General features: G+C 72.0%; 11 protein-coding genes. 4 read left to right on the top strand and 7 right to left on the bottom strand.

Features of this window, described 5'->3' with window-relative positions; genetic code table 11:
• Nucleotides 1–48: 48 nt before the first annotated feature.
• From ACFVYL_RS02140 to ACFVYL_RS02155, 4 genes are read right to left on the bottom strand one after another with little or no spacing between them, the layout of a single operon-like run.
• Nucleotides 49–918, bottom strand: a complete 870-nt coding sequence (locus ACFVYL_RS02140; protein WP_389712355.1) for a hypothetical protein — start codon at nt 916–918, stop codon at nt 49–51.
• Entirely contained in the window at nt 915–1,505 is a 591-nt protein-coding gene (locus ACFVYL_RS02145) for a SigE family RNA polymerase sigma factor (protein WP_389712356.1), read from the bottom strand. Before ACFVYL_RS02145 ends, ACFVYL_RS02140 begins: the two co-directional genes overlap by 4 nt.
• Complete coding sequence (gene yicI / locus ACFVYL_RS02150) at nt 1,477–3,780, bottom strand: alpha-xylosidase (RefSeq protein WP_389712357.1); 2,304 nt, start codon at nt 3,778–3,780, stop codon at nt 1,477–1,479. Before yicI ends, ACFVYL_RS02145 begins: the two co-directional genes overlap by 29 nt.
• Nucleotides 3,777–6,695: a glycoside hydrolase family 3 C-terminal domain-containing protein gene (locus tag ACFVYL_RS02155; RefSeq protein ID WP_389712358.1), complete on the bottom strand. Its 2,919-nt coding sequence runs from the start codon at nt 6,693–6,695 to the stop codon at nt 3,777–3,779. The genes yicI and ACFVYL_RS02155 overlap by 4 nt, the downstream gene beginning before the upstream one ends.
• A gap of 359 nt (nt 6,696–7,054) precedes the next feature.
• On the opposite strand from ACFVYL_RS02155, the gene ACFVYL_RS02160 reads away from it, so the two are divergent.
• From ACFVYL_RS02160 to ACFVYL_RS02175, 4 genes are all read left to right on the top strand, one after another.
• Entirely contained in the window at nt 7,055–8,743 is a 1,689-nt protein-coding gene (locus tag ACFVYL_RS02160; RefSeq protein WP_389712359.1) for an extracellular solute-binding protein, read from the top strand.
• Between the two features lies 1 nt (nt 8,744).
• Nucleotides 8,745–9,770 carry an ABC transporter permease gene (locus tag ACFVYL_RS02165; RefSeq protein ID WP_389712360.1) on the top strand — a complete coding sequence of 342 codons (1,026 nt, stop codon included), beginning with the start codon at nt 8,745–8,747 and terminating at the stop codon, nt 9,768–9,770.
• Entirely contained in the window at nt 9,767–10,702 is a 936-nt protein-coding gene (locus tag ACFVYL_RS02170) for a carbohydrate ABC transporter permease (RefSeq protein WP_389712361.1), read from the top strand. The genes ACFVYL_RS02165 and ACFVYL_RS02170 overlap by 4 nt, the downstream gene beginning before the upstream one ends.
• A gap of 79 nt (nt 10,703–10,781) precedes the next feature.
• Nucleotides 10,782–11,498 carry a hypothetical protein gene (locus tag ACFVYL_RS02175; protein ID WP_389712362.1) on the top strand — a complete coding sequence of 239 codons (717 nt, stop codon included), beginning with the start codon at nt 10,782–10,784 and terminating at the stop codon, nt 11,496–11,498.
• Nucleotides 11,499–11,530: 32 nt separating this feature from the next.
• On the opposite strand, the gene ACFVYL_RS02180 is transcribed toward ACFVYL_RS02175, so the two are convergent.
• From ACFVYL_RS02180 to ACFVYL_RS02190, 3 genes are all read right to left on the bottom strand, one after another.
• On the bottom strand, nt 11,531–12,538 hold the full coding sequence (locus ACFVYL_RS02180; protein ID WP_389712363.1) for a LacI family DNA-binding transcriptional regulator: 1,008 nt from the start codon (nt 12,536–12,538) through the stop codon (nt 11,531–11,533).
• Between the two features lie 136 nt (nt 12,539–12,674).
• Nucleotides 12,675–14,033, bottom strand: coding sequence for a glycoside hydrolase family 6 protein (locus ACFVYL_RS02185; RefSeq protein WP_389712364.1), 1,359 nt, complete (start codon nt 14,031–14,033; stop codon nt 12,675–12,677).
• A gap of 30 nt (nt 14,034–14,063) precedes the next feature.
• The gene (locus ACFVYL_RS02190; RefSeq protein WP_389712365.1) at nt 14,064–15,179 is read right to left on the bottom strand and encodes a glycoside hydrolase family 5 protein; all 1,116 of its coding nucleotides are present in this window, start codon (nt 15,177–15,179) and stop codon (nt 14,064–14,066) included.
• Between the last annotated feature and the right edge of the window lie 133 nt (nt 15,180–15,312).

Raw genomic sequence — 15,312 nt, forward strand, 5'->3', positions numbered from 1 at the left:
CGACCTGCGATGGGTTGCCGCCGCCCCGAGGAAATCTGTCCGCCCGGCTCAGGCGAAGTCGCCGCGCCAGGAGGCCCGTTCACCCGACGTGGCGGCGCGGACCGCGCAGGTGTCGTCGCCTGCGTCCCGCTGCCCGGCCGGGTGGTTGTACTGCCCCGCGAAGACGTGCTCGCCGGCCGGTACGGTCCGCCCGGGCCTGAGCGTCCAGCGGTAGACGAGGAAACCGTCCCGCTCCGCCACAAAGACGTCGAAGTCCGCCGCGGGCAGCGAGCGCCAGTTGCCGGTGTCGGCGACCTCGTCGCTCCGGGCGACGCGCACCTCGACGGTGAGCTCGGTCAGCGGCTTCCTCGCCTTGACGGTGATGTCGCTCTGCGACCAGTACGTACTGGAGCCGGGGTCGATCGAGCCGTCCGCCCACAGGAGGCGGGCGGCGGGCACGCTCTTGTGCCGCTCCGCGGGCGATGCGGGGGCGTCCGGGGGCGTGGACCCCGCACGCCCCGGGCCGTTCGCGTCGGCCGGGTTCCGCGGCGGGTCCGCGGGCTGCGAGCGCCGGGGCGTGCGCGGTGGGGTGCTCGGGCGGTGGGCCGGAGCCGTGCCGGTGTGCGTGGACTCCGGCGTCGGCGCCGACGGCCGGGGGGTGGTGTTCGTCGCCACGGACTGCGGCATCGTTCCCGCCTCCCGCAGCGCGGTCGCCACCCCGTATCCCGCCACCGCGAAGACCCCGGCCACGGCGGCGGTCGCGCTCACCACCCGCAGCCAGGAGGCGCCCGTCTCCCGGCGGGTCCTGGCGCGGTGCCCGGGCTCCTCCCCCTCGGCCATGCCGCGTTCGACGCGGGCCCGCATCCGCTCCCGGTCGGGCCGGTGCGCCTGCGCCGCGCCGCGCAGCTTCCTGCGCACCTCGGTGTCGTCGTCCCTCATGTGCTTCCCCCCGTGTCCGCCGTGACCGCGCGCACCCGTTGCAGAGCGGGGTGCGGGCCGAGGCGTCGTTGCAGCTCAGCCATTCCCTTCGACGTCTGGCTCTTCACCGTACCCACCGAGACTCCGAGGGCCTGTGCGGTGTCCTTCTCCGAGAGGTCGAAGGCGTGCCGCAGGACCACGCAGGCCCGCTTGCGGAAGGGCAGCGCGCGCAGCGCTTCCCGCACGTCGACGACCGCCGGTATGTCGGGGCCCGCGACGTCCTCGTCGCGGCCCGACCAGAACAGCGTGACGCGGCGCCGCTCGCGTACGGCGCTGCGGATGCGGCTGCGCGCCATGTTCGCGACGACTCCCCTGGCGTACGCGGCCGGGTGGTCGGCGGCGCGCACCCGCTCCCAGCGGTGCCAGAGGGCGAGCAGGGCGTCGGCCGCCAGGTCGTCCGCGCCGTCGGCCTCGCCGGTCAACAGGTGGGCGAGGCGGGCGAGTTCGGCGTAGTGCCGTTCGAAGAAGGCGTGGAACTCGGTGGCCGCGTCGCTCGCGGCCGGCGCTCCGCCGGGCACGCTAGCCGTCCCCTCGGTCCGTGAAGACATCGGTCAGGGTCACCTCCCCCACCCCGCCGGCCGCGGCGCGGCCGTCCACGGTCCGTACGCGGAAGGGCCGCCGGGAGCCGGACGCGAGGACCTTGAGGCCGGCGCCCCGCCGGGTCGCGTGGAAGACGGCCGCGGGGCGACCCTCGCGGTCGGGGACGGTGACCTCGGTGCGCTCGCGCGTCCCGCCCGGGGCGGCGAGGAGCGTCAGATCGTCGAGCCAGTCGCCGTCGGGCCGCATGTCGTCGGCGCCCAGCGGGAGCAGTGCGCCGGGGCGTACGTACAGCGGCAGGCTGTCGAATCCGTGGGTCTCGCGGCGCCAGCCGGGGCCCTGGACGCATCCGCCGGTCAGGAGGTGGGTCCAGGTGCCGTCGGGGACGTAGAACTCGACCTCGCCCGCCTCGGTGAAGACGGGGGCGACGAGCAGGTCGGGGCCGAGCATGTACTGCTGGTCGAGCGTGCGGCAGGCCGGGTCGTCGGGGAACTCGAGGACCATCGGGCGCATCACGGGCACGCCCTCGTGGTGGGCCTCGGCGGCCGCGCCGTACAGATAGGGCATCAGCCGGTGTTTGAGGCGGGTGAACTTCCGTGCCACGTCGACCGCTTCCGCGCCGAACGCCCAGGGCACCCGGTAGGAGACGTTGCCGTGCAGGCGGCTGTGCGAGGACAGCAGGCCGAAGGCGAGCCAGCGCTTGAAGACGGCGGGGTCCGGGGTGCCCTCGAAGCCGCCGATGTCGTGGCTCCAGAAGCCGAAGCCGCTCAGCGAGAGGGACAGGCCGCCGCGCAGCGACTCGGCCATGGCGTCCAGCGAGGCGAAGCAGTCGCCGCCCCAGTGCACGGGGAACTGCTGGCCGCCGACGGTCGCCGAGCGTGCGAAGAGGACCGCCTCGCCCGTGCCGCGCTCCTTCTCCAGGAGTTCGAAGACGGTGCTGTTGTAGAGCTGCGTGTAGTAGTTGTGCATGCGGTGCGGGTCCGAACCGTCGTGCCAGACCACGTCCGTGGGGACGCGCTCGCCGAAGTCGGTCTTGAAGCAGTCCACGCCGAGGTCGAGCAGGCCGCGCAGCTTGGCCGCGTACCAGGCGCGGGCGCCGGGGTGCGTGAAGTCGACGAGCGCCATGCCGGGCTGCCACAGGTCCCACTGCCAGATGTCGCCGTTCGGACGCCGGACGAGGAAGCCTTCGGCCGCGGCCTCGGCGAACAGCGGGGACTTCTGCGCGATGTAGGGGTTGATCCACACGCTGACCTTGAGCCCGCGCGCGCGGAGCCCGCGCAGCATGCCCGCCGGGTCGGGGAAGACGTCCGGGTCCCACCGGAAGTCGCTCCACTGGTGCTCGCGCATCCAGAAGCAGTCGAAGTGGAAGACGCTGAGCGGGATGCCCCGCTCAGCCATCCCTTCGACGAAACCGGTGACGGTCTCCTCGTCGTACGGGGTGCAGAAGGAGGTGGTGAGCCAGAGCCCGAACGACCAGGCGGGCGGCAGGGCGGGCCGGCCGGTGAGAGCGGTGTAGCGGCGCAGGACGTCCTTCGGAGCGGGTCCGGCGACGACGTAGAACTCCAGCACCTGGTCCTCGACGCTGAACTGCAGCTGCCCGACGGATTCGGAGCCGACCTCGTAGGAGACCTTGCCGGGATGGTTGACGAAGACGCCGTAGCCGCGCGAGGAGAGGTGGAAGGGGATGTTCTTGTAGGCCTGTTCGCTGCTGGTGCCGCCGTCGGCCTGCCAGATGTCCACGCTCTGGCCGTTCTTGACGTACGGCGTGAAGCGTTCACCGAGGCCGTAAATGAACTCGGCCACGCCGAGGCTCAGTTGGCCGATCATGTGGTGGGCGCCGTCGGGGGTGGTCGCGAAGGCGGTGCCGCGGCGTCCGACGCCGGTGAGGGTCCGCCCTTCGGCGTCCAAAAACGTGAGGGCCCAGGGCGCCGCGCTGTCCAGGCGGAGCGTGAGCGGGCCGCTGCTCAGCTCGGTGACGGTGCCGTCGCGACGGAGCCGCGTCGCGGCCGCGTCCTGTGCCGTCTCCGTGGCCAGCAGGGTGAAGTCCGGTCCGCGGTGCGCTTTTCCGGCGTGGTGGGTCGCCCGGACACCGATCACCCCTTCGGCGGGCGAGAAGCAGTCGACGGTGATCAGGGGCGAGTTGAGCGTGTCGCCCCGTTCACGCACCTCCTTGACGGCCGCGTACGCGGTGAAGCCGCAGCCGTTCTCCCGCACTTCGCGTACGTCGGTCGCGTACGAGGCGTGTACCCCGTCGCGCATCAGCCAGAATCCGTCGGTGAATCTCATGCCGTGCCCTCGCCCTCCCGGTCGGACGTGAAGGTGATCCGTGCGAGCCGCAGCGGCCCGCGCAGGCGCACGCGCAGATCGCACACCCCGGCGGCGTCGAAGGCCGCGCCGTGGCGGGCGTAGTCGTACCTGCCGCCGGCCGGCGGGACCGTGACCGTGGCGGTGGCGCGTCCCGCGACGAGGTCGACGGCCCCCTCGCCCGCCGCCTCGACCGATACGGCGCTCACGCCACCGCCGAAGTCGCAGGCGCAGAAGGTGAGTTCACCCGTGCCGCCGGTGACCGCGCGCACGGCGTCGCCGGACGTCCTGGTGCGGTCGACGATCTCGGTGCCGAGCTGCGTGTCGTAGCCGCCCGCAGCCAGGCCGTTCCGCCGCACCGGCCTGGCGGCGATCGGCGCACCGGCCACCTCGACCGCCGCGGTGAGCCGGATGTCCTCGCTGGAGGCCCCGGCCAGCAGGTCGTACGTGCCGGGCGCCACGGCCCAGCGGTCGTGCCGCACGTCCCAGAAGGCGAGGTCGGTCAGCGGCACCTCGCACTCCATCCGGTGCGCGGCGCCTGCCACGAGGTACACGCGCCGGTGCGCGAGGAGTTGCCTGCGCGGCAGGACGAGACCCGCCACGGCCTCTTGGGGAGCGCGTACGTAGAGCTGGGCCACCTCGTCCGCGGCGCGCGGCCCGGAGTTGGTGACGGTGAACGCGACCCGGAGCCGCTCGCCGTCGCGGGCGACGGTCAGGCCCTCGTACGTGAAGGAGGAGTAGCCGAGCCCGTGCCCGAACGGGTAGAGCGGGGCGCGGTCCGCGTACAGGTAGGTCTGGCGCGAGCCGATGACGTCGTAGTCGAGCAGGTCGGGCAGGTCGGAGTCGGCGGCGTACCAGGTCTGCGGGAGGCGCCCGGCCGGGGAGACGTCACCGGCGAGGACGCGGGCGAGCGCGGTGCCCCCGGCCTGCCCGCCGTGCGCGGTCCACAGCAGGGCGGGCAGCTCCGCGTGGGCGTCGGCGACCGCGTACGGGTACGACGAGGTCAGCACGAGCGCGGTGCGCGGGTTGACGGCGCGGGCCGCGCGCCACAGCCGCTCCTGGTGGGGCGGCAGCGCGAGGGTGGCGCGGTCCTGGGTCTCGCGGCCGTTGATGTGCGGATCGTTGCCCGCGACGACGACCACGGTCTCGGCACCGGCGGCCACCCGGGCCACGGCGTCCGCACCGCGCTCCAGGACCTCGAGGGAGAAGAGGGCCGCGATGCCGGGCGGGCCGCCCGCACCCGCCGCAGGAAAGACTTCTCCCCGCGCGGCAACCTTCACCACCCCGGCGGCGACAGACACGTACCCACCCGTCCCCGTGTGCTCGATGAGGTAGCCGTCTCCGTGCTGGACCAGGCCGAACGTCTCCCGCACCACCCAGCCGCCCGGCTGCTTCGCCGACGCGCGCACACAGCCGTCGTCGGCGACCGAGAGGTAGCGGCCGTCCGCCGCCCGCAGGGTCCACGCGCCGCCGCCCCAGTCGACGAGGGCGAACTCCGCCGCGGCGGCGGGGTCGTCGCAGACGGTCAGCGGGGGCAGGTCGGTACGGCCGGCGGCCGGCGCCGGGTCGAGGGCTTCGGCGGCGCCGGGAACCCCGGCCGTCGTGACGCGCGGGGCGGCCGGCACCCGCAGCCAGCCCGCCGCACACCGCAGGCGCACCCGGTCCGCCCCCTCCGCGAAGGTCACGCGGGCGGCGCCGAAGCGGTCGCGCAGACCGTCGAGGACGGTGCTGCGGCGGATCAGGGTGCCGCTGTACCAGTCGGTCTTGCACTCGTCCGCGAGCAGCCCGACGACCGCGATCCGGGTGCCTTCGCGCAGCGGCAGCAGACCGTCGTCGTTCTTGAGCAGCACGACGGCCTGCTCGGCGGCCTCGCGGGCCAGCTCCTGGTGGGCGGGGGTGTCGATGTCGTGCGCGGTGGCGTCGCCGTACGGGCCGCCGCCCGGGTCGAACTCGCCGAGCCGCAGCCGCACGGACAGCTGACGCCGGACTGCGGTGTCGATGTCGGCCATGGTCACCAGCCCGTTTTCCAGGGCGCGTTGGAGGCGTCCCACGGTGCGCGTCGAGTCGGTGCCGTGGTCGGTGAAGCTGTCCACACCGGCGACGAGGGCGGCGGCGAGGGCCTCCTCGTGGGTGTCGAAGTACTTCTCGGAGTCGACGAGGTTGCTGGGGGCGCCCGCGTCGGAGCAGACGAACAGGTCCTGGTCGGTCCAGCGGCGCAACTGCTCGCGCAGGTACGGCGACAGGTGGTTGGGGCGGCCGTTGACCAGGTTGTAGGCGGGCATCACACCGGCGACGGCGCCCGCTTGGACGGCGGCGCGGAAGGCGCGCAGGTCGTACTCGTGCAGGACGCGCGGGCGCACGGAGGAGTTCGACGTGTCGCGGTGCGTCTCGTTGTTGTGGGCGAGCCAGTGCTTGAGGACGGGCGCGGTGCGCCACCGGGTGGGGTGGTCACCGCGCAGGCCGCGCGTCATGGCGACGGCGAGGGCCGAGGTGAGGTGGGGGTCCTCCGCGTAGCCCTCCTCGTTCCTGCCCCACAGCGGGTGGCGCAGGAGGTTGACGGTGGGCGCCCAGAGGTTCAGGCCGACGCGGTCGTCGCGGGTGCGCATGGCCCTCGCCTCGGTGCCGATGGCCTCGCCGACCCGCCGGACGAGGTCGTCGTGCCAGGTCGCGCCGAGCCCGACGGCCTGCGGGAAGACGGTTGCGGGACCCCTCCACGCGACGCCGTGCAGGGCTTCCTGCCCGGTGTGGAACGCGGCGATGCCGAGCCGGTCGACCGCGGGCGTGAACTGGTGGAGGAGCGCGACGCGTTCGCCCGCGGTGAGCCGCGCGAGGAGGTCCTCCACCCGCTTGTCCGAGGGCAGGCCGGGGTCACGGAATGGGGGCTGGGTCTCGGTCACGTGGGGGGTCCCCTCGGCGGGAGGCGGGCTGATCGGACGGCGGGGTGGGGCGTTCGGAAGGGAGAGCGGCGGACGAGGCGGGTTTCGAAGCGCTTCGATGCTCGGGTGTCGACAGCGTTCATGTCAAGGAGCCTGAGGAGACTGGCGAGTTCGCCCTCCCGTCACGCCATATGCGGCCAACACTGCGGCACCGTTGAGGAATTCGAACCCGGAGGCTTGTTACGGTCCGGCCCGTCACCTACTCTCGCTCCGCATCGAAGCGCTTCGATCAGGAGAAGAAGACTCACTCTCGCCTGTGCTCCGGAAGCCGACCGGCGGTCATCGCCGTGTGTCCTGGCGCGCCACGAAGGGTTGACGCAATGACACCGAACTCCCCCTCCCCCAGACCCGGCCCGACCCGCAGGGGCCTCCTCGCCTCGTCGTCCGGGCTCGCCGCGCTGGCCCTGACGGGCGCCGCCCCGCTGCTCACCGCCTGCGGTGGCGGCGGCTCGAAGTCCGAGGGCACCACGACGGGCCAGAAGCTCAAGGATTTGCTCCCCGCGTACGTGGCGTCGGACCTCGCCACGCCGGACATCCCCGCGAAGAACGGCTCCGCGGCCGGTTTCACCAAGGCCCTGCCCGCGGCCGAGCTCAAGGTGTCGGTGCCCGAACGACTGGGCAGCGGCAGCCGGTTCACCGTCATGGCGCCCCTCTGGGGGAACGTGCCCAAGCAGGGCAATCCGTACTGGACCGCGATGGACAGAGCCGCGGGCGTCCACGTCACGTGGCAGAACCAGCAGGGCGACACGTACGGCCAGAAGCTGGGCGCGGTCCTCGCCTCGAGCCACGTCCCGGACGCCGTGGTCGTACCCGGCTGGGAGCTGACCGGCAGGATACCGAGCGCCATCACCCACAAGTTCGCGGACCTCGGCCCCTACCTGAGCGGCGACAAGGTCAAGGAGTACCCGAACCTCGCCGCGATCCCGACCGGTGCCTGGCGGCGCTCCGTCTTCGGCGGCAGACTGCGCGGCCTGCCGATGCCCGCCCCCACCACCCCGAACATCGCTCCCTTCCACCGCACCGACCTCTTCGCGAGGGAGGGCCTGCGGGCGCCCACCAGTGCCCAGGAGTTCTACGACCTGTGCAAGCAGCTGAACGCCCCGAGGAGCAAGGTGTGGGCGTGCGGCGACATGACCTGGGCGGCGTACGCCGTCTTCGGCGTGCTGCCGGAGAAGCCGTACTACTGGAAGCTCGTCGACGGCAGGCTCGTCAACCGCTGTGAGACCGACGAGTACCTCGAAGCCCTTGAATGGTCGCGCAAGGTCTACTCGGCGGGCTTCGTCCACCCCGACGCGAAGGCCGAGACCGGCAGCATCGGCGACCTGTGCGCCGCGGGCAAGGTGTGGATGTACTGCCAGGACCTCTCCGACTGGTACGGCAAGGCCGCGGTGCAGCGCGTGGACGACAAGCGGTTCCGCATGGAGGCCTTCGACTACTTCGCCCCCGACGGCGGCGCCCCCACGCTGTACGCGCGCCCGCCCGCCGACATCTGGACGTTCATCAGCGAGAAGGCCGGCGAGAAGACCGTCCGCGACATCCTCGCCCTCGCCGACTTCACCGCCGCGCCCTACGGCTCGAAGGAGCAGCGGCTGCGCATGTACGGCGTCGAGGGCGTCCACCACACCTTCGAGGACGGGGTCCTCACCAAGACGGGCCGGGGCAACGACGAGGTCTTCTCGACGTACGAGTACCTCGCGTCGCCCGCGCCCTTCGTCGCCTATCCCGACCTGCCGGACGTCACCCGCGGCATGGTCGAGTGGCAGCAGCGCCAGGGCGCCCACACCCGCAAGCCCCTCTTCCACGGCATGATGATCATCGAGCCGGTCCGGTACACCGAGCTCGACGCCGAGTTCGAGGACCTGGAGAAGGACGTCGTGCGCGGCCGCAGGAAGGTCTCCGACGTGCGGCGGGCCGCCGCGGACTGGAAGGCGGGCGGCGGCGACAAGCTGCGGGACTGGTACAAGAAGCTCCTCGACGAGTCCGGGGCCGCCGGCGATCCGGCGTCCTGACATGGCGCACGGAACCACCGAAGCGCGCCCGGCCGCCCCCGGCGGGCCCGCGCCCGCCCCCGCCGCGCCCCGGTCCTCTCCGGCGCGGACACGCGCGGCGCGCGTACCGCTGCGCCACCGGCTGCGCCGCGACCGCGCCCTGCTCCTGATGGTGCTGCCCGCGCTGCTGCTGCTCCTCGTCTTCACCTACGTCCCGCTGATCGGCAACATCGTCGCCTTCCAGGACTACGACCCCTATATCGCGGACAACGCGTTCCGGGCGATGTCCCAGAGCCCCTGGATCGGCTTCGAGCACTTCCGGCACATGGCCGAGGACCGGCTCTTCTGGCAGGCCGTCAGGAACACCCTGGCGATCTTCGCGATCCAGCTGACGCTCTTCTTCCCGGTGCCGGTCGCGCTCGCGCTGTTCGTCCACAGCTTCGTGCGCCCGCGCGTACGGGCCGTCGCCCAGGCGGTCCTCTACCTGCCGCACTTCTTCTCCTGGGTCCTGGTCATCACCGTCTTCCAGCAGATGTTCGGCGGGGCGGGCCTGGTCGCCCAGGTCCTGCGGGACCACGGTCACGAGGGCTTCGACCTGATGACCGATCCGCGCCTGTTCACGTTCCTGGTCACCTTCGAGATGATCTGGAAGGACGCGGGCTGGGGCGTCATCGTCTTCCTCGCCGCGCTCGCCGCGGTCAGCCCCGATCTGTACGAGGCGGCCGCGATGGACGGCGCGAACCGCCGGCGCCGCATGTGGCACATCCAGCTCCCCGCGCTGCGCCCGGTCGTCGCCCTGCTCCTGGTCCTCCAGGTCGGCAACGCGCTCACGGTCGGCTTCGAGCAGATCCTCCTGCAGCGCGCCGCGGTGGGCCCCTCCGCGTCCGAGGTCCTGGACACCTACGTCTGGAACACCGGCCTCGACAACGGCAACTTCGGCTACGGCGCCGCGATCGGCATCGTGAAGGGCGTCTTCGGCCTCGTGCTGGTCCTCGGCGCCAACAAGGCCGCCCATCTCATGGGCGAGCAGGGGGTGTACAAGCGGTGAGTGCCCTGAAGGTACTGAACTTCGGCATCGAGCCGGGCAGCAGGTCCGGTCTGCGCCCCGCGTGGGAGGAGCCGCCGACCCGGGCCGGTCTCGCCGCCAAGGGCGTCACCCTGGCGCTCGTCTGCCTGGCCGTGCTCTTCCCGGTCTGGGTGGTGGTCGTCACCAGCCTCTCCTCGGTGCGGACGATCACCGAGACGGGCGGTCTCGTGGTGATTCCCCGTGGCGTCACGTTCATCCACTACCAGGAACTGCTCGGCGGCGGTCAGGTGACGCGGGCCGCGCTGGTCAGCGCGGGCGTCACGCTGGCCGGAACACTGTTCAGCATGGTGGTGTCGGTGCTGTGCGCGTACGGGCTCTCGCGCCCCGGGTCCGTACTGCACCGCCCGCTCCTGCTCGTGATCGTCGCCACCATGTTCTTCGGCGCCGGTCTGATCCCCACGTACCTGGTGGTGCAGGGCCTCGGGCTCACCGACACCTATCTCTCGCTGATCCTGCCGAGCGCCCTGAACGTCTTCAACATCCTCGTCCTGCGCGCGTTCTTCATGGGCACGGCCCAGGAGCTGGTGGAGAGTGCCCGCATCGACGGCGCCGGGGACCTGCGCATCCTGTGGCGGATCGTCATGCCGCTGTCGCGCGCGGTCCTCGCGGTGATCACCCTGTTCTACGCGGTGGGCTACTGGAGTGCCTGGTTCAACGCGTCGATCTACCTCAGCGACCCGGACATGCTGCCACTGCAGAACGTGCTGCAGCAGCTGGTCCTCAAACAGCAGAAGCCGACCGGGCTCAGCCAGGCGATCAACACGGGCCACCTGTCACCGCTCGCCGTCCAGATGGCCGTGATGGTGCTGGCGTTGATCCCTGTCGCCGTGCTCTCGCCGTTCGTCCAACGGCACTTCAAGCAGGGCATGCTCACCGGCGCGGTCAAGGGCTGACGACACGGCTTCCGCGCCCTCAGAGCCTGTCCTTGAACCCCGAGTTCACGATGATTCCCCCCACCTCTGGAGAGAGACCATGCGACGAAACCCGCACCGCACCACCCTGACCCGGCTGTTCCTCGCCCCCGCCCTGGCCGCGGGCGTGGCGTGCGCCCTGGCCGCCGCCCCCGCCCGCGCCGCCGTCTGGACCTCCTGCGACCAGTGGGGCACCACCACGCTCGACGGCTACACCCTCTACAACAACATCTGGGGCTCGGGAGCGGGCAGTCAGTGCATCGCGGCCGACTCCGGCACCCGGTGGAGCGTGCGCGCCGACCACCCGAACACCAGCGGCATCAAGTCTTACCCCAACTCCAAGAAGGTGGTGGGCAAGCGGGTCGACGCACTCTCGTCCCTGAAGAGCTCGTACGACGTCACCGTGCCGTCGGCGGGCGACTACAACTCCTCGTACGACATCTGGGACACCGACTACGACTACGAGATCATGCTCTGGGTCAACCGCCACGGGAACGTGGGCGCCCTCGGCTCGTACCAGGGCGACGCCACGCTCGGCGGCCACACCTGGGCGGTCTACAAGGGGAACAACGGCGCCAACGAAGTGTTCTCGTTCCTGCGCACGGCGGACTCCTCCGCAGGGACCGTCGACATCCTGCCCATTCTCAAGTGGATCAAGAACACCAAGCACTGGATGGGCGACGAGACCATCGGCGACGTGCAGTTCGGGTACGAGATCAGCGGCTCGGCCGGCGGCCTCGACTTCCGGACCAACTCCCTGCGGGTCTCCGGACGCTGAGAGGGCGCCCCCGATGCGGCGGGGGGGGCGGGTCAGCTGGGAGCCTGTCCCGAGCTGGCCCGCACGGTCAGTTCCGGGGCGATCAGTTCGACCTCGTCCGCGCCGCGCCCCGCCAGCTTGGCCACGATCCGCTCCACGGCACTGCGCCCCATCTCCTCGGCGGGGATGGCGACGGAGGTGAGCCGCACCGACGCCTGCAGGGCGACCTGGTCCGGGCAGACCGCGATCACCGACACGTCCTCGGGGACGGCCCGGCCCTGCTGGCGCAGGAGACCGAGCAGCGGCTCGACGGCCGACTCGTTCTGGACGACGAAGCCCGTGGTGCCGGGGCGCTCGTCGAAGACCCGGGCGAGGGTGGCGGACGTGGGCCCGTACCCCGCGTCGCAGGGCCGGTGCAGCAGCCGCACGCCCAGCTCCCGCGCCCGCCACCGCAGTCCGACGAGGGTGCGCTCGGCGAAGCCGGTGTGCCGTTCGTAGACGGCCGGGGCCTCGCCGATGACCGCGACGTCGCGGTGGCCGAGATCGGCGAGATGGTCGACGCAGAGCGCGCCCGTCGCCTCGAAGTCGAGGTCCACGCAGGTCAGTCCGGCCGTGTCGGCGGGCAGGCCGATCAGCACGGCGGGCTGTGTGGTCTCGCGAAGGAGCGGCAGCCGCTCGTCGGTCAGCTCGACGTCCATCAGGATCATGGCGTCGGCGAGCCCGCTGCCGGTGACCCGGCGTACGGCCGCGGGGCCCTCGTCGCCGGTCAGGAGCAGCACGTCGTACCCGTGGGCGCGGGCCGTGGTGGCGACGGCCACGGCGATCTCCATCATCACGGGCACGTACATGTCGGTGCGCAGCGGCATCATCAGGGCGATGACGTTGGATCTGCTGCTGGCCAGGGCGCGGGCGCCCGCGTTCGGGTGGTAGCCGAGCTGATGGATGCTGCGCTCGACGCGCTCACGGGTGCCGGTGGAGATGGACCGCTTGCCGCTGAGGACGTAACTCACCGTGCTGGCCGAGACTCCGGCGTGCTTGGCGACCTCGGCGAGGGTGACCATGCGGCTCTCCTGGGGTGGGCGGCGGAACGGTGCGACCGACCCTAGAGGGGCGTCCCATGCCTGTCCATACCTGGAGTCGAAGCGCTTCGACTCTGCTGAACAGGGGCGGGACGCCCCACCGCGGACCCCTATACCGCTATACCGCGGGGTGCGCGTTCTTCAGGAGCTCCTGGAACTGCGCCGAGAACCAGTGCCCGGAGAGCGGGGCGCCGGGCAGCGCGCCGGACTTGTTGTAGTTGTTGCGCACGTTCCCGCCGTACGTGGGGTCGCACATCCGGTCGAAGCCCTTGCCCTCGCCGTTCGGGATCTCCTTGCTCGCGCCGTCGGACTCGCCCGGCGGCTTCATCCAGACGTAGGCGTCGATGCCGGGCTCCGGGGCGGCCTGCGGGCGTTCCCCGAGGCCCGCGCCCGACTGGTTGCACCAGTTGCCGACGTGCACGCGCCGGTCGTAACGGCCGCCGTCCACATAGGAGTTCACGTCGGTCGTGGGGCCGGGGCGGGTGGGCCGCGCCGCCCCGCCCCAGCCGTTGCGCGAGGTGTCGATCAGCATGCCGATGTCGGAGCGGAAGCCGGCGGACACCAGCTGGGCGCGGAAGGCCTGGGCGAAGGAGAGCTCGTCGGTGTAGCGGTTCCAGTCGACCCACTTGGACTCGCGGACCGACCGGCCGCCGACGGTGTCGCCGATCTTGAAGTTCTCCTCCTTCAGGGCGCTGTAGTTGGCGGTGTTGGTGATGAAGCCGTGCACGTTGTCGACCGTGCTGCCCTCGGCCGTGGCCGCCTGGCGGAAGACCTGCGCGGAGGCGGCGAAGTTGTCGTCCCAGCCGATCCAGCCGTGGTGGCCCGCGTCCACGTAGTTGTAGACGTTCGGGACGGCGCCCAGCTGCTTGAGCGCGTAGCCGACGCCCTTCACGTAGTTGCCGTTGGCCTTCATCGCGTCGCACTCGGGGGTGGCGGTGGGGCGGCCCGAGGTGTTGGTGACGAGGTTGGGCAGCGAGTCGATCTCGACGGTGGTGACGATGCGCAGGTTCGCGTACCTGGCGTCCGCGAGGATCCGCGCGATCGGGTCGATGTAGTCCTTCTTGTACCGGTCGATCTCGGTGGGGCCGAGCTCGCCGTTGGAGGCGAGTGCCGCGCAGTCCCGGCCCGGCAGGTTGTAGATGACCAACTGCACGACCTTCGCCCGCTGTTGGAGGGCCGCGTCGAGGTGGTCGCGCAGTCCCATCGCGTCGCCGGCGCCCTCGATGGCGGCGATCCGGTCGAGCCAGACGCCGGTGGGCCGGTTCGCCACGGCGCTCCCGCCGGGCTCGGCGGCGGCCTTCGCCGACCATTCGGGGTTCACGTACACCTTGGCGCCCGCGTACGGGTTGTCGACCCGGGCGGCGGCGGAGCGCGCGGTGGCCGCGCCGTCCAGGGCGAGGGCGGTGCCGCCGCTGACGGCGAGGACGGTGGTGAGGGCGAGCATCAGGGTGCGTGATCTGCGGTGTATGCGGCTCATGGGGTGTTCGCTGCCTCTCGGGTGCGGGGTTCAGGATGCGAGGGCGCGCAGGCGGTCGCGCAGCCCGGCGCCGAACGGGGTGGGGGTGCCGTCGTACGAACTGATCAGGGCCGGGCCCGAAGCGCAGTCCCAGGTGTTCCAGGTCCAGCCGAGGTAGGAGAGCCCGCGGTCGTCGAACCACTTCATGACGCGGTCGATGAATCCGTGGGCGCAGGTGTTCTCGCCGATCTCGCCCGCGACGAGCGGGACCCTCCCGGCGACGGGCGCGAGGGTGCGTTGCCAACAGCCTTCGTCCGCACAGCTGTTGAAGTTGTAGACGTGCCAGGCGGCGGCGAGATTGCCGGCCGGGTCGTGCGGCGCGTGCGCCGCCCAGCCGCTCAGGTCGTTGGAGTAGGCGATGCCGCCCGCGAGGACGAGGTTCTTCGCGCCGGTGGCGCGCACCGCGTCGAGGAGGTCCTGCATGCCGGCGACCTCGTAGTCGATGCCGGGGCACGTGCCGCCGTCGCGCCAGCAGCTCCACGCCGCGGCGGTGGTGGGGGTCGCGCGGTCCGGGTAGGGCTCGTTGAAGAGGTCGAGGACGACCTCCGGGTGGTCCTTGTAGGCGGTGGCGACGGAGGTCCAGAACGCCGGGGTGTACCGGGCGTTCGGCATCGGTTTCTGGCAGCTCGCGTGGAGGTCGTGGCAGCCGGCCGAGTTGCCGGTGTACCGGCCGTGGGACCAGTGCAGTTCGACGACCGGTGTCATGCCGTGGGCCCGGACGCGCCGGACCAGGCCGTCGACGGCCGCCCGGTAGTTCGCGCCGCCGAAGCGCGGGTCGATGTTGGCGGTGCCGAGCCAGCACTCCTCGTTGAGGGGGATGCGGACGGCGTTGGCCCGCCAGTCGGCGATGGCCCGCACGGAGGCGTCGTCGACGGGCCCGTCGAAGACACCCCAGCCCTGGACGCAGGCGAACTCGCTCCCGGAGCGGTTGACTCCGAGGAGGCGGTGGGGGGCGCCGTCCGCGTCGACGAGGCGGTTCCCCTCGGCGTGCAGGACGGGCGGGGCGGGGCCCGCGGGCATTGCGGACGCCGGTGGCGTGAGGCCGCCGGCGACGAGCAGGACGGCCAGGGCGGCGAGCGCGCGGAACTGCCGCTGGGGGTGTCGCACGGGCGACTCCTTGTCAGTCGGGTACGGAAGGACCGAACACGGCTCTCTGACGAGCAAGTCACCGCGGCGCGGGGAAAAGGTTGCCGCGTTTTCCGGGGAATCCCGCGGAATCCCACGGAATCCCGCGGGGTTC

Source organism: Streptomyces sp. NPDC058308, from assembly GCF_042880275.1.
In the GTDB taxonomy this organism is placed as follows: domain Bacteria; phylum Actinomycetota; class Actinomycetes; order Streptomycetales; family Streptomycetaceae; genus Streptomyces.